Origin of the sequence: Streptomyces sp. NPDC013187 (assembly GCF_042899705.1) — a bacterium.
Classification (GTDB): Bacteria; Actinomycetota; Actinomycetes; order Streptomycetales; family Streptomycetaceae; genus Streptomyces; species Streptomyces hawaiiensis_A.
The window spans coordinates 481,295-494,106 of sequence record NZ_JBIBAF010000004.1 but is presented as its reverse complement, the minus strand read 5'-3'; the positions used below and the strand labels follow the sequence as shown (position 1 = coordinate 494,106).

General features: G+C 71.1%; 17 protein-coding genes and 1 pseudogene. 14 read left to right on the top strand and 4 right to left on the bottom strand.

Annotated elements, in window-relative coordinates; translation table 11 throughout:
• The coding region (locus ACFY5B_RS10775; protein WP_389967558.1) for a hypothetical protein at positions 1-373 on the bottom strand (373 nt) is incomplete at its 3' end.
• Positions 374-441: 68 nt separating this feature from the next.
• Between ACFY5B_RS10775 and ACFY5B_RS10770 the strand changes: the two genes are divergently transcribed.
• The 12 genes from ACFY5B_RS10770 (at position 442) to ACFY5B_RS10715 (ending at position 8,586) form a co-directional block, all read left to right on the top strand.
• Positions 442-2,289, top strand: coding sequence for a transketolase (locus ACFY5B_RS10770; protein ID WP_389967556.1), 1,848 nt, complete (start codon positions 442-444; stop codon positions 2,287-2,289).
• Positions 2,286-3,215, top strand: a complete 930-nt coding sequence (ligD, locus tag ACFY5B_RS10765; RefSeq protein WP_389967554.1) for a non-homologous end-joining DNA ligase — start codon at positions 2,286-2,288, stop codon at positions 3,213-3,215. Before ACFY5B_RS10770 ends, ligD begins: the two co-directional genes overlap by 4 nt.
• Positions 3,216-3,307: 92 nt before the next feature.
• The gene (locus ACFY5B_RS10760) at positions 3,308-3,679 is read left to right on the top strand and encodes a gas vesicle protein (RefSeq protein ID WP_389967552.1); all 372 of its coding nucleotides are present in this window, start codon (positions 3,308-3,310) and stop codon (positions 3,677-3,679) included.
• Positions 3,680-3,724: 45 nt separating this feature from the next.
• Positions 3,725-4,159: a gas vesicle structural protein GvpA gene (locus tag ACFY5B_RS10755; protein ID WP_184851842.1), complete on the top strand. Its 435-nt coding sequence runs from the start codon at positions 3,725-3,727 to the stop codon at positions 4,157-4,159.
• Positions 4,156-4,929, top strand: coding sequence for a GvpL/GvpF family gas vesicle protein (locus tag ACFY5B_RS10750; RefSeq protein ID WP_389967550.1), 774 nt, complete (start codon positions 4,156-4,158; stop codon positions 4,927-4,929). Before ACFY5B_RS10755 ends, ACFY5B_RS10750 begins: the two co-directional genes overlap by 4 nt.
• Positions 4,930-4,933: 4 nt before the next feature.
• Positions 4,934-5,197, top strand: coding sequence for a gas vesicle protein GvpG (locus ACFY5B_RS10745; protein WP_389967548.1), 264 nt, complete (start codon positions 4,934-4,936; stop codon positions 5,195-5,197).
• Complete coding sequence (locus tag ACFY5B_RS10740) at positions 5,194-5,865, top strand: DNA primase (RefSeq protein WP_389967546.1); 672 nt, start codon at positions 5,194-5,196, stop codon at positions 5,863-5,865. The genes ACFY5B_RS10745 and ACFY5B_RS10740 overlap by 4 nt, the downstream gene beginning before the upstream one ends.
• Entirely contained in the window at positions 5,862-6,995 is a 1,134-nt protein-coding gene (locus ACFY5B_RS10735) for an SRPBCC family protein (protein ID WP_389967544.1), read from the top strand. Before ACFY5B_RS10740 ends, ACFY5B_RS10735 begins: the two co-directional genes overlap by 4 nt.
• Positions 6,992-7,330: a gas vesicle protein gene (locus tag ACFY5B_RS10730; protein ID WP_031108661.1), complete on the top strand. Its 339-nt coding sequence runs from the start codon at positions 6,992-6,994 to the stop codon at positions 7,328-7,330. The genes ACFY5B_RS10735 and ACFY5B_RS10730 overlap by 4 nt, the downstream gene beginning before the upstream one ends.
• Positions 7,327-8,082 (top strand): GvpL/GvpF family gas vesicle protein, encoded by a 756-nt coding sequence (locus tag ACFY5B_RS10725; RefSeq protein WP_389967541.1) that lies wholly within the window; start codon positions 7,327-7,329, stop codon positions 8,080-8,082. Before ACFY5B_RS10730 ends, ACFY5B_RS10725 begins: the two co-directional genes overlap by 4 nt.
• 16 nt (positions 8,083-8,098) lie before the next feature.
• A complete protein-coding gene (locus ACFY5B_RS10720) occupies positions 8,099-8,287 on the top strand; it encodes a gas vesicle protein (protein WP_003994122.1) in 189 nt (62 codons plus the stop codon).
• A 35-nt stretch (positions 8,288-8,322) separates the two neighbouring features.
• On the top strand, positions 8,323-8,586 hold the full coding sequence (locus tag ACFY5B_RS10715; protein ID WP_031108664.1) for a gas vesicle protein K: 264 nt from the start codon (positions 8,323-8,325) through the stop codon (positions 8,584-8,586).
• 64 nt (positions 8,587-8,650) lie between these two features.
• Here the strand turns inward: ACFY5B_RS10715 and ACFY5B_RS10710 are convergent, their stop codons facing one another.
• The gene (locus ACFY5B_RS10710; RefSeq protein ID WP_031136400.1) at positions 8,651-8,821 is read right to left on the bottom strand and encodes a hypothetical protein; all 171 of its coding nucleotides are present in this window, start codon (positions 8,819-8,821) and stop codon (positions 8,651-8,653) included.
• Positions 8,822-8,863: 42 nt separating this feature from the next.
• Complete coding sequence (locus ACFY5B_RS10705) at positions 8,864-9,685, bottom strand: methyltransferase domain-containing protein (protein WP_389967538.1); 822 nt, start codon at positions 9,683-9,685, stop codon at positions 8,864-8,866.
• 103 nt (positions 9,686-9,788) lie between these two features.
• Here ACFY5B_RS10705 and ACFY5B_RS10700 point away from each other — a divergent pair.
• Both ACFY5B_RS10700 and ACFY5B_RS10695 read left to right on the top strand, forming a co-directional pair.
• Positions 9,789-9,899, top strand: a pseudogene (locus ACFY5B_RS10700) (MOSC domain-containing protein); the annotation flags it as partial.
• A 63-nt stretch (positions 9,900-9,962) separates the two neighbouring features.
• On the top strand, positions 9,963-11,582 hold the full coding sequence (locus ACFY5B_RS10695) for an ATP-binding cassette domain-containing protein (protein ID WP_389967536.1): 1,620 nt from the start codon (positions 9,963-9,965) through the stop codon (positions 11,580-11,582).
• 118 nt (positions 11,583-11,700) lie between these two features.
• On the opposite strand, the gene ACFY5B_RS10690 is transcribed toward ACFY5B_RS10695, so the two are convergent.
• Complete coding sequence (locus ACFY5B_RS10690; protein WP_389967534.1) at positions 11,701-12,801, bottom strand: Vms1/Ankzf1 family peptidyl-tRNA hydrolase; 1,101 nt, start codon at positions 12,799-12,801, stop codon at positions 11,701-11,703.
• Positions 12,802-12,812 lie beyond the last annotated feature (11 nt).

Here is a 12,812-nt window from a genome sequence, read left to right as displayed (position 1 = left end):
CGGTGGTGAGCCTGCGAAGAGCCAGCCGGGCGGTGAACCGGCGAAGAGCCAGCGCGGTGGTGAGCCTGCGAAGAGCCAGCCGGGCGGTGAACCGGCGAAGAGCCAGCGCGGTGGTGAGCCTGCGAAGAGCCAGCCGGGCGGTGAACCGGCCAGGAACCAGCCCGGTGGTGAGCCTGCGAAGAGCCAGCCGGGCGGTGAACCAGCGAAGAGCCAGCGCGGCGGTGGGCCTGCGAAGAGCCAGCCGGGCGGTGAACCGGCCAGGAACCAGCCCGGCGGTGGGCCTGCGAAGAGCCAGCCCGGCGGTGAGCCCGACAGGAACCGGCCCGGTCCCACGCCCCCGCCCGACCTCGGTCGACCGCCCCCGGCCCCCCATCCCGCCCCCGGCCCCGTCAAGCGAACCGACGTCCCGGACGACCCGGACGACTCCACGAAAGGAGACTCATGAACACCGGTGAACTCACCGACCTCGGACAGCAGCTGCGGGTGGACAGCGTCCGCGCCGCCGCCGCGGCGGGCTCCGGGCACCCGACGTCCTCGATGTCCGCGGCCGACCTGATGGCCGTCCTGCTCGCGCACCACCTCCGCTACGACTTCGACCGCCCCGCCCACCCCGGCAACGACCGCTTCGTCCTCTCCAAGGGCCACGCCTCCCCGCTGCTGTACTCCGCGTACAAGGCGGCCGGCGCCATCGACGACGAAGAGCTGCTCACCTTCCGCAAGCTCGGCAGCCGCCTCGAGGGTCACCCCACCCCGCAGCGCCTGCCATGGGTCGAGACGGCCACCGGCTCGCTCGGGCAGGGACTGCCCGTCGGGGTCGGCATCGCGCTGGCCGGCAAGCGGCTCGACCGCACCGGCTACCGCACCTGGGTGCTGTGCGGCGACAGCGAACTGGCCGAGGGATCCGTGTGGGAGGCCGCCGAGCACGCCGGGTACGAGCACCTGGACAACCTCACCGTGATCGTCGACGTCAACCGGCTCGGCCAGCGCGGCCCCACCCGGCACGGCCACGACCTGGACGCCTACGCCCGCCGCTTCCAGGCCTTCGACTGGCACACCATCGAGGTCGACGGGCACGACGTGGACGCGATCGACCGCGCCTACGGGGAGGCCCTGTCCACCAGGGGCCAGCCCACCGCGATCCTCGCCCGCACTCTCAAGGGCAAGGGCGTCGAAGGCGTCCAGGACCGCGAGGGTCTGCACGGCAAGCCGCTGCCGGAGGCCGAGGAGGCCATCGCCGCACTCGGCGGCCCCCGCGACATCCGCGTCCGGGTGCAGGAGCCGCCCGCCGCCCGGATGCTGCACTCCGTCCACACCGGGGACTTCGACCTCCCGAGGTGGGACAAGGGCGAGGAGGTGGCCACCCGCAACGCCTTCGGTGAGGCGCTCACCGCCCTCGGCACCGGCCGCGGCGACATCGTCGCCCTGGACGGCGAGGTCGGCGACTCCACCCGCGCCGAGTTCTTCGCCAAGGAGCACCCCGACCGCTACTTCGAGTGCTACATCGCCGAGCAGCAGCTCGTCGCCTCGGCGGTCGGGCTCGCGTCCCGCGGCTGGGTGCCGTACGCCGCCACCTTCGCGGCCTTCCTGACCCGCGCGTACGACTTCATCAGGATGGCGTCGGTCAGCGGCTCCGGCATCAACCTCGTCGGCTCGCACGCGGGCGTCGCCATCGGCCAGGACGGGCCCAGCCAGATGGGCCTGGAGGATCTCGCGATGATGCGGGCGGTGCACGGCTCGACCGTGCTGTACCCGTGCGACGCCAACCAGACCGCGCGGCTCGTCGGCGCGATGGCCGGCCTGGAGGGCGTGCGCTACCTGCGCACCTCGCGCGGTGAGAGCCCGGTGATCTACGCCCCTGACGAGGAGTTCCCGGTCGGCGGCAGCAAGGTGCTGCGCTCCTCCGGCCAGGACCGGCTGACCCTCGTCGCGGCGGGCGTCACCGTGCACGAGGCGCTGGCCGCCGCCGAGGCCCTGGAGCAGGAGGGCATCGCGGTGCGGGTGATCGACCTGTACTCCGTGAAGCCCGTCGACCGGGCCACCCTGCGCCGGGCCGCCGAGGAGACCGGCTGCCTGGTGACCGTGGAGGACCACCACCCCGAGGGCGGCATCGGCGACGCGGTCCTCGACGCCTTCACCGACGGGCGCCCCGTACCGCGTCTGGTGCGGCTCGGCGTACGGAGCATGCCGGGCTCGGCCTCCCCGGAGGAGCAGCTGCGCGCCTCGGGCATCGACGCGGAGTCCATCGCGGCGGCCGGACGGCTGCTGGTCGAGGAGGCGGTCGTGCGGTGAGCGGCGGCGACGGCACGCGCAAGGTGCGGGCGGGCCGCCGCACGGTGGAGGTGCACCGGCCGGACAAGGTGCTCTTCCCCGGCGGCGGCGACGCCAAGGAGTACACCAAGGGCGACCTGGTGGACTACCACCGGGCCGTCGCGCCCTTCATGCTGCCGCACCTGCGCGGCCGGCCGCTGATGCTGGAGCGGCACCCGGACGGCATCGACGGCCCGACGTTCATGCAGAAGAACACTCCGGAGCACTACCCGGAGTGGATCCCCCGGGTCGAGGTGGCCAAGGAGGGCGGCACCGTCCGCCACACCGTCTGCGACGACACCGCGACCCTCGTCTACCTGGCCGACCAGGCGAGCATCACCCTGCACCGCTGGCTGTCCCGCGCCGACAGCGTCGACCACCCCGACCGGCTGGTGTTCGACCTCGACCCCTCGGGGGACGACTTCGAGACGGTGCGGGAGGCCGCCCGGCTGCTCGGGGAGCTGCTGGACGAGCTGGACCTGCCCTCGGCGCTGATGACCACCGGTTCACGCGGGCTGCACGTCATCGTGCCGCTGAACGGCCGGCACGACTTCGACGAGGTGCGCGCCTTCGCCCGGGACGTCGCCGACACCCTCGCCGACGCGCACCCCGACCGGCTCACCACCGCCGCCCGCAAGAAGGAGCGCGGTGAGCGGCTCTACCTCGACATCCAGCGCAACGCCTACGCCCAGACCGCCGTCGCGCCCTACACGGTCCGGCCCCGCCCGGGCGCGCCGGTGGCCACCCCCATCACCTGGGATCAGCTGGACGACCCCGAGCTGCACGCCCGCCGCTGGACCGTCGCCGACGCCGTCGAGCAGGCCCGCACGAATCCCTGGTCAGGCCTGCTGAGCCGCGGCCGGGCGCTGGGGCCGGCCCGGCGGCGGCTGAACGCCCTGCGCGGCTGAGACCTCGCGGCGATCTCCCGGTGGGTGTCAGATGCATGCGCCTGTAGAGGTTTGGCGAACACTCTTGCGGCCACACGGAGGGGGAGGTGGCCATGTCGAACACAAACAACACGCAAGAGTCACAGAGTTCACAGAAGTCTCAGGACTCACAGAAATCGGGCAAGACGAACGACAACCAGAAGGCCGACAGCCGGCCGAAGCCCATGGAGGTGCTGCGTCAGGCGCGCGGCCAGCTCGCGGAGCTCACCGGCATGGAAGCCGAGTCGGTGTCGTCCTTCGAGCAGACGGAGGAGGGCTGGGCGCTGGAGGTCGAGGTCCTCGAACTCGAGCGTGTACCCGACACGATGAGCCTGATGGCGAGCTACCAGGTGGAGCTCGACGCAGAGGGGCAGCTGACGGGTTACCGGCGCGTCCGCCGCTACGAACGCGGTCGGTCCGACGCGCGCAGGCCCGGCGGCCGCTAGGCCGCCCGACCGAACCGCACCCACACACGAGGAGGAACATCCGGCATGACTGTCGTACCGGCACAGCAGTCCGGCGGCGGAGGCGGCAGCAGCGGTCTCTACGACGTGCTCGAACTGGTTTTGGACAGGGGGCTCGTGATCGACGCGTTCGTGCGAGTGTCCCTGGTCGGCATCGAGATCCTCAAGATCGACGTTCGCGTCGTCGTCGCCAGCGTCGACACCTATCTGCGCTTCGCCGAGGCGTGCAACCGGCTCGACCTGGAGGCCGGTCCGCGCAAGGACCCGGGCCTGCCCGACCTGGTCGGGGAGATGACCGAGTCCGGCGCCCGCGGCAAGTCCAAGGGGGCGCTGTCCGGCGCCGCCGAGACCATTTCCGACGCCTTCAAGCAGGCGCGTGACGATGGCTCCGAGCGTCAGGGCGAGTCCCGTCCGCGCGCCCGTAAGAGCACGTCGTCCCGCCGGAAGGAGGAGCAGGAGTGAGCACCTACGTCTACGGAATCGCGGCGAGCTCGCACCCCTCCCTGCCCGAGGGCATGGGCGGCGTCGGCGATCCGCCCCGCGAGGTGCGCATCCTGCGGGAGGGCGACCTGGCGGCCGTCGTCAGTGAGGCGCCCGAGGGGCTGCGGCCCAAGCGCAAGGACCTGCTCGCCCACCAGAACGTGCTCAGTGAGGCCGGCGCGGCCGGCTGCGTGCTGCCCATGCGGTTCGGCAGCGTCGCCCCGGACGACAACTCCATCACGGCGGTGCTCGCCGAGCGTGCCGAGCACTACAAGGAGCGTCTGCAGGCCCTGGACAACCGGGTCGAGTACAACGTCAAGGCCAATCACGTCGAAGAGGCCGTCCTGCACCAGGTGATGGCCGAGAGCCCCGACATCCGCGGGCTCGCGGAGGCCAACCGGCAGGCGGGCGGCGGCAGTTACGACGACAAGATCCGGCTCGGCGAGCTGGTCGCGGCCGCGGTCAAGGCCAAGGAGGCCGACGACGGCGCCGCGGTGCAGCGGGCCCTGGAGCCGGCCGCCGACGACGTGAGCGTGGGCCCCGAGTCGACGGGCTGGCTGGCGAACGTGTCCTTCCTGGTGGACCGGGAGTCGGCCGATTCCTTCCTGGCCGCGGTCGAGCAGCTCCGCAAGGACATGCCGCACCTCGAGGTGCGGGTCAACGGACCGCTGCCGCCGTACAGCTTCGTCGAGCCCGGCCCGGCCGAGCCAGCGGGCACCGCGGTGAGTGGCACGGACACCGGAGCGGGGTGACGACGTGGGCCTGATCTCTGAGGTGCTGCTGCTGCCGTTCGCACCGGTACGCGGCAGCGCCTGGGCCATCAAGCAGGTCGTCCAGGAGGCCGAGCGGATCTACTACGACCCCGCCACGGTACGGGCCGAACTGGGCCGACTGGAGGAGCAGCTGGAGGCCGGAGAGATCACGGAAGAGGAGTTCGACCGCCTCGAGGACGAACTCCTCGACCGGCTGGAGACCGCTTCGCGCAGAAGCGCGGGAACAGGCAACGGGACGACACAATGAACCGAATGGGACTGGGCCTCGCGGTGGGGGCCGGATATCTCCTGGGACGCACCAAAAAGCTGAAGATGGCGGTTGCCGTCGGCGGCCTGGTCGCCGGGAAGAAGCTGAACCTGAGTCCGCGCATGGTGGCGGAGCTTCTCCAGCAGCAGCTGCGGAACAACCCGCAGTTCAAGGAGATCGGGGACCAGTTGCGCGAGGACCTGCGCGGTGTCGGCAAGGCGGCCTCCGGCGCGATGGTCGAGCGTCAGCTCGACGCCCTGTCCGACCGGCTGCACGGCCGGACCGCCCAGATGCGCGACCAGCTGACGGGTGCGGTGCCCGGCGGCCGCGAGGACGACGAGGCGGACGACGAGTACGAGGACGAGGAACCCGAGGACGACGGGTCCGACGAGTCCGAGGAGCCGCGGGACGAGGAGTCGGAGGACTCCGAGCCGCAGGAGGACGAGGAGCCGGAGCCGGCGGCGAAGAAGGCCCCGGCCAAGAGGCCGTCCGCGAACAAGACGGCCAAGAAGACGGCGAAGAAGGCACCCGCCAAGAAGGCCGCCGCGAAGAAGGCGCCCGCGAAGAAGACGGCGGCCAAGAAGACCACGGCCGCCAAGAAGGCGACCTCCGGGGGCAGGGGCGGCAGCGCCCGGTCCCGTCTGCCGAAGGGAGGCGGTGAAGGATGAGTGACACACTCGGCTCTGCGAAGTCCGCCGCCGACGGAGCGGCGAAGAACCCGCTCACCGACCTGGCCCACAGCGAGGCCGCAGACCGGCTCAAGGCCGAGTTGCAGGAGTACCTCGCCGCGCAGGCCACCCGCATGCTGACCGGTGTGGGCCGCAAGCTCGGCGAGACCACCGGCAAGCTGAACGACATAGCCGAGGGCAACAGCCCCGGCTTCGCCAAGCTCGCCCTCGACGGCGGTCGCAAGATAGCCGAGGGCAAGGGCCCGCTGCGCTCCGCGGTCGAGCTGGGCGGCTCGCGCCTCAAGGACAAGGTCACCGGCGCCTTCAAGAGCCTGGGCGGCGGTGGCAAGGGCAAGAAGGGCAAGGGGCGTTCGGGCAACAAGCCCACGGTCATCATCGAACACATCGACGTCGGTGTGCCGCTGCGCACCGCGTACGACCAGTGGACGAAGTACCAGGACTTCAGCACCTTCGCCAAGGGCGTCAAGAGCGCGAGCCGCGACGACGACACCCACTCCGACTGGCAGGCGAAGATCTGGTGGTCCAACCGCAGCTGGAAGGCGAAGACGACCGAGCAGATCCCCGACGACCGCATCGCCTGGACCTCCGAAGGGGCCAAGGGCACCACGAAGGGTGTCGTCTCCTTCCACCGCCTCACCGACAACCTGACCCGCGTCCTGCTGGTCATCGAGTACTACCCCTCCGGCTTCTTCGAGAAGACCGGCAACATCTGGCGCGCCCAGGGCCGCCGGGCCCGGCTCGACCTCAAGAACTTCGTCCGCTTCATCACGATCAAGGGCGAGGCGGAGGACGGCTGGCGCGGCGAGATCCGCGACGGCGAGGTCGTCCGCAGCCACGACGACGCGGTCGCCGAGGAGGAGTCCGAGCAGGAGTCCGAGGAGGAGTCCGAGGAGGAGCGGCCCGAGGGCGAGGAACCCGAGGACGAGTACGACGAGGACGAGTCGGAAGAGGAGGGCGAGGAAGAGCCCGAAGGCGAGTACGAGGACGACTCCGAGGCCGAGTACGACGAGGAGGACGAGGAAGAGCCCGAGGAGGAAGAGCCCGAGGGCGAGTACGACGAGGAGGACGAGGACGAGGATGAGGAAGTCGAGGCAGGGAGCCGGCGATGACGACGCCCAGCAGGATGCCCGAGCCCTACGGTCAGGGAAGCGGTGCCAATCTCGCCGACATCCTTGAACGGGTCCTGGACAAAGGCATCGTCATCGCGGGCGACATCCGGATCAACCTGCTCGACATCGAACTCCTCACGATCAAACTGCGTTTGATCGTCGCCTCGGTCGACAAGGCGAAGGAGATGGGCATCGACTGGTGGGAGACCGACCCGGCCCTGAGCTCACGGGCCCGCCGTGACGAACTGACCCGTGAGAACGCCGAGTTGCGCGAGAGGCTGGCCCGGCTGGAGGAACTGGAGCCCGGCCGCGCGGAGAAGAAGGAGGCACCGTGACCGGACTGCGGTACGTCTACGCCGTCTGCCGCCCCTTCGGCACACCCCTCCAGGCCCAGCTGACCGGGGTCGCGGGTGATCCACCCAGAGCGCTGACTCACCACGGCCTGGTGGCCGTGGTGAGCCACGTGCCGGAGCGGGACTTCGCCGAGGAGCCGCTCCGGCGCCATCTGGAGGACCTGGACTGGCTCACCGAGACCGCCCGGGCCCACCAGGGCGTGATCGACGCGCTCACGACCGTCACCACCCCGCTGCCGCTGCGGCTCGGCACCGTCTTCCACGACGACAGCGGCGTACGGATGATGATCGAGGCCCGCGAGGAGGATTTCCTGCGCACCCTCGACCGGCTGGAGGGTCGCGTCGAGTGGGGCGTCAAGGTGTACGCCGAGTCCGAACCGCAGGAGAGCGCCGGGCCCGCGCAGAAGCCCGCGTCGGGCCGGGACTACCTGCGCCGGCGGCGTATGCAGACCAGGTCCCACGAAGAAATGTGGCAGAAGGCCGAGGCATTCTCGACCCGGCTGCACGAGGAACTTTCCGCATTCGCGGAGGATTCCCGGATGCATCCCCCGCAGAATCCCGCGCTTTCCAAGGCGACCGGGCGGAACGTACTGAACGCCGCCTATCTCGTCCCGCGTGCGCATTCCGAGGAATTCGTGGAACTGGTGGACCGCACGAAGGGCGAGGTGCCGGGCATGCGCATTGAACTCACCGGCCCCTGGGCGGCCTATTCGTTCGCGGGGGAGACCACATGACCGACCGGGAGAATCCGTGACCGTAGTGGAACGCCGTGAGGTCGCCCTCGTGGACCTGCTCGACCGGCTGCTCGCCGGCGGCGTCGTGATCACGGGGGACATCACGCTGCGCATCGCCGACGTCGATCTCGTCCGCATCGACCTCAACGCGCTCATCAGCTCGGTGAACGCCCAGGTTCCCTCACCGTTCGAGGAGCTGCTGTGACCGCCCCGGAGAACCCCCGGCCGCGCTCCAAGCACATGGATCTGGAGCCCGACACCGTCGAGCGCGACCTGGTCAAACTCGTGCTGACGGTGGTGGAGCTGCTGCGTCAGCTCATGGAGCGCCAGGCGCTGCGCCGGTTCGACGTGGGGGACCTGAGCGAGGAGCAGGAGGAGCGGATCGGGCTCACGCTCATGCTGCTCGACGAGCGCATGACGGAACTGCGCGAGCGCTACGGACTGCGGCCCGAGGACCTCAATCTGGACCTCGGGCCGCTCGGACCGCTGCTTCCGCGGGACTGAACCACCACTACCACTCACCCCTCTCCCCGGGCCCTGATCCAGGTCCGGGGAGAGGGGTGCTCATTCACCACCTGTACCAACGGCCCCTGCCGCCGGCTGCCGACGTGCCGCGGACGAAGAATCCCAGCAGCCACAGGACGAGAACCGCGAGTGCGATCCACCAGAGAATCTTTACTGCGAATCCGGCACCGAACAGAACCAAAGCCAGAAGCAGTACCAGCAGGATGGGAACCATAATTCGAACCTCCTGCTTTCAGGGTGTCCCCGAAACGGTGATTCAGGCTTCCTTGCGACAGAGAATTTCTCCGTGCAGCACGCTGAACCATCCGTCCTCGCGCGTGCCCCACTCCCGCCAGGCCTCGGCCGCCGCCCGCAGCTCCCCGTCATCGGCGTGCCCGCCCAGCCGGGCCAGGTCCGCGTACGCCGACGCCAGTGTGCGGTCCGCCCACAGCCCGCTCCACCAGGCCCGCTCCTCGGGCGTGGTGAACGTCCAGGTGCCGGAGGTCGCCGTGATGTCCGTGAGGCCGGCCTGCTGCGCCCAGGCCTTCAGGCGGCGTCCGGCGTCCGGCTCGCCGCCGTTGGCCCGGGCGACCCGGCGGTAGAGGTCCAGCCAGGCGTCGAGTCCCTCGGACTCCGGGTACCAGGTCATGGCCGCGTAGTCCGCGTCCCGCACGGCGACGATCCCGCCGGGCCTGACGACCCGCTTCATCTCGCGCAGCGCCCGCACCGGGTCGCCCACGTGCTGGAGCACCTGATGGGCGTGGACCACGCAGAACGTGTTGTCCGGGTAGTCCAGCGCCTGTACGTCGGCGACCGCGAAGTCGACGTTGGCCAGTCCTCGCCCGGCCGCCGTGGCGCGTGCCCGGTCCAGGACCTCCGGGGCCCGGTCGACGCCGGTGACCCGCCCGTCGGGCACGAGCTCCGCCAGGTCGGCGGTGATCGTGCCCGGCCCGCAGCCGATGTCCAGGATCTCCATGTGGGGCCTGAGCGAGGGCATCAGGTACGCGGCCGAGTTGGCGGCGGTCCGCCAGGTGTGCGAGCGCAGTACGGATTCGTGGTGCCCGTGGGTGTAGACGGCGGTGTCCCGGGGTTCCGGCATGGCGGATCCCACCCCTTCCGGTCGGGTCGGCAGGAGATCACCGTACGCGGGAGCGCCGCATGTTGAGACACGCATCCTGCTATATGGACTGACTGTTCGTCAGTTCAAAGCGGGGATCATGAGCGTGGCGCGGGAAGAGGGCGTGGTGCGCCCCGGCGATCCGATCGAGGTGGAGCTTCCGAGCGAGCCGCACCGGCCGCTGGAACGGGTCTGACCGGCACCCCCGGCGCCGAAACCCGTTTGCCCCGGAGGCCCGGGCCCGCACAGAATCGCGCCCATGGGACACCTCGAAGCCGCGCACCTGGAGTACTACCTGCCCGACGGAAGGGCGCTGCTGGGTGATGTCTCGTTCCGGGTGGGGGAGGGGGCCGTCGTGGCCCTCGTCGGGCCCAACGGCGCCGGGAAGACCACCCTGCTCCGGATGCTCGCCGGTGAGCTCAAGCCGCACGGCGGCTCCGTGGTCGTCGGCGGCGGGCTCGGCGTCATGCGGCAGTTCGTGGGATCCGTACGCGACGAGACGACCGTGCGGGACCTGCTCGTGTCCGTCGCGACGCCCCGCATCCGCGAGGCGGCCCGGGCCGTGGACACCGCCGAGCACGCCATCATGACCGTCGACGACGAGGCCGCCCAGCTGGCGTACGCGCAGGCCCTCGCCGACTGGGCCGAGGCACGCGGCTACGAGGCCGAGACGCTGTGGGACATGTGCACGATGGCCGCGCTCGGGGTGCCGTACGACAAGGCGCAGTTCCGGGAGGTACGCACCCTCTCCGGCGGCGAGCAGAAGCGGCTCGTCCTGGAGGCGCTGCTGCGCGGCACCGACGAGGTGCTGCTCCTCGACGAGCCCGACAACTACCTCGACGTCCCGGGCAAGCGGTGGCTGGAGGAGCGGCTGAAGGAGACCCGCAAGACGGTTCTGTTCGTCTCCCACGACCGTGAACTCCTCGCCCGGGCGGCCGAGAAGATCATCTCCCTGGAGCCCGGCCCCGCGGGCGCCGACGCCTGGGTGCACGGCGGCGGTTTCGCCACCTTCCACGACGCCCGGCGCGAGCGCTTCGCCCGCTTCGAGGAATTGCGCAGGCGCTGGGACGAGAAGCACGCGCAACTGAAGAAGCTCGTACTGACGCTACGCCAGGCCGCGGCCGTCAGCCATGAGATGGCCTCCCGCTACGCGGCCGCACAGACCCGGCTGCGCAAGTTCGAGGAGGCCGGCCCGCCCCCGGAGCCGCCGCGCGAGCAGGACATCAGGATGCGCATCAAGGGCGGCCGTACCGGCGTCCGGGCGGTCACCTGCGCGAACCTGGAACTCACCGGCCTGATGAAGCCCTTCGACCTGGAGGTCTTCTACGGCGAACGCGTCGCCGTCCTCGGCTCCAACGGCTCGGGCAAGTCACACTTCCTGCGCCTGCTCGCCGGCGACGACGTGGCGCACACGGGCGACTGGAAGCTTGGCGCCCGTGTCGTGCCCGGCCACTTCGCGCAGACCCACGCACACCCGGAGCTGGAGGGGCGCACGCTCCTCGACATCCTGTGGAAGGAGCACGCACAGGACCGCGGCGCCGCGTCCTCGCGGCTGCGCCGCTACGAGCTCACCCAGCAGGCGGAGCAGACGTTCGAGCGTCTCTCCGGCGGCCAGCAGGCCCGCTTCCAGATCCTGCTGCTGGAGCTCCAGGGCGTGACGGCGCTGCTGCTGGACGAGCCGACCGACAACCTGGACCTGGAGTCCGCCGATGCGCTCCAGGAGGGCCTGGAGGCCTTCGACGGCACCGTCCTCGCGGTCACCCACGACCGCTGGTTCGCCCGCTCCTTCGACCGCTTTCTGGTCTTCGGCAGCGACGGCCGGGTCCGGGAGACCCCGGACCCGGTCTGGGACGAACGCCGGGTGGAACGGGCCCGCTGAAACGGGCCCGCCAGGGGCCGCGCCCCTCAGGGGCGCGGGTAACTGCGCGACCAGCCACCGCGTGCCCGCACGCGCGATGCGTGAGGCGCTCCCGCAGCGGCTGGGCGCTGTACCCCGGTCACTTCCAGCGCAGCAGCGCGCCGAGGCCTCCCACGGGTACCTCCCGCTCGGACACCGACAGCGCGGGCGCGTCCGTGGCCACCGCGGAACGGATCAGCGCGTCGTCGGCCCGGGCCGGCCACGAGTGCTGCTCGCCGAGGACCTTCAGGTCCGTGCGGCGCACCGCGAGCTGGTCGGGATCCTCCCCGATCCACACCTCGCGGTGCGCGTCGGGCCCGTCCACCCTGACCAGCAGCTCCTCGATGCGGTGCTCCCGAGCCGCCTCGACCAGCGCCGGCACGCCTTCGACGGCTCCGGCCCGGCCCTCGTCGTCCGGGGTGCGGGCGGCGCGGAAGCGCTCCAGTTCCGCCTCGGCCTGCCGCCCCACATGCTCGGCCCGGGCACGCTCCACGTCCTCGTCGAGCAGTCGGCTGCCCGTGCCGTGCGGCGCCTCCACCACCAGCTCGTGCAGCCGCTTGGGCAGCCGCTCGTGCACGGACCGCCGCTCCCGGTCGTCGCCGACGAGAATCAGCAGATCGGCCTTGGTCTCCTCCTGGCACACCGCGAGCGCGTCGGCGATCTCCGCGGCGTTGTGCTCCCAGGTGTTCTCCACCCGCAGCTGGAAATGCCGCTCGGACCAGTCCGCGGAGCTCGTCCGGTGCACCGGCCACTGCCGCCCGCTGACGCTCCCGGCGTCCTCCCGGCCCAGCGCGTTGCGCAACTCGAAGTCCGCGCCCTTGCGGTCGACGTACGCCACCACGCACACCGGGTCCTCCCCGGCCAGCTCCAGCAGCGGCGCGACCCGCGGCAGCGGCGCCCACGCGGCCCAGTCACCGCCCTGCGGGGGACGGACCAGCGGCGGGTCGAGGACGACCTCGCCGTCGCGGGCGAAAAGAGCCCGGCCGTGCGGCTCCGAGGAGTGCTTCAGATCCTCGATCGCGCTGCGCACGGCCTGGCACGTCGCCTCGTCCGCTCCCTGTTCGGCCAGCTGCCCGGCCATCGCCTGGGCGGTCAGCTCCCGCTCGTGGGGAGTGCCCTCCGTGTGCCGTGAGGTGTCGACGTACACGGAGGCCCAAGGCCCGGGGTGTTCGTACAGTGGGTGCAGAAAGGCGAGATCCATGGTTCCTCCCG

Coding starts and splice junctions, on each gene's coding strand:
- ACFY5B_RS10710 (WP_031136400.1), bottom strand. CDS start 8,821: ATGGTTCCCATCCTGCTGGTACTGCTTCTGGCTTTGGTTCTGTTCGGT.
- ACFY5B_RS10705 (WP_389967538.1), bottom strand. CDS start 9,685: ATGCCGGAACCCCGGGACACCGCCGTCTACACCCACGGGCACCACGAA.
- ACFY5B_RS10715 (WP_031108664.1), top strand. CDS start 8,323: ATGGATCTGGAGCCCGACACCGTCGAGCGCGACCTGGTCAAACTCGTG.
- ACFY5B_RS10770 (WP_389967556.1), top strand. CDS start 442: ATGAACACCGGTGAACTCACCGACCTCGGACAGCAGCTGCGGGTGGAC.
- ACFY5B_RS10690 (WP_389967534.1), bottom strand. CDS start 12,801: ATGGATCTCGCCTTTCTGCACCCACTGTACGAACACCCCGGGCCTTGG.
- ACFY5B_RS10755 (WP_184851842.1), top strand. CDS start 3,725: ATGACTGTCGTACCGGCACAGCAGTCCGGCGGCGGAGGCGGCAGCAGC.
- ACFY5B_RS10695 (WP_389967536.1), top strand. CDS start 9,963: ATGGGACACCTCGAAGCCGCGCACCTGGAGTACTACCTGCCCGACGGA.
- ACFY5B_RS10740 (WP_389967546.1), top strand. CDS start 5,194: ATGAACCGAATGGGACTGGGCCTCGCGGTGGGGGCCGGATATCTCCTG.
- ACFY5B_RS10735 (WP_389967544.1), top strand. CDS start 5,862: ATGAGTGACACACTCGGCTCTGCGAAGTCCGCCGCCGACGGAGCGGCG.
- ACFY5B_RS10760 (WP_389967552.1), top strand. CDS start 3,308: ATGTCGAACACAAACAACACGCAAGAGTCACAGAGTTCACAGAAGTCT.
- ACFY5B_RS10730 (WP_031108661.1), top strand. CDS start 6,992: ATGACGACGCCCAGCAGGATGCCCGAGCCCTACGGTCAGGGAAGCGGT.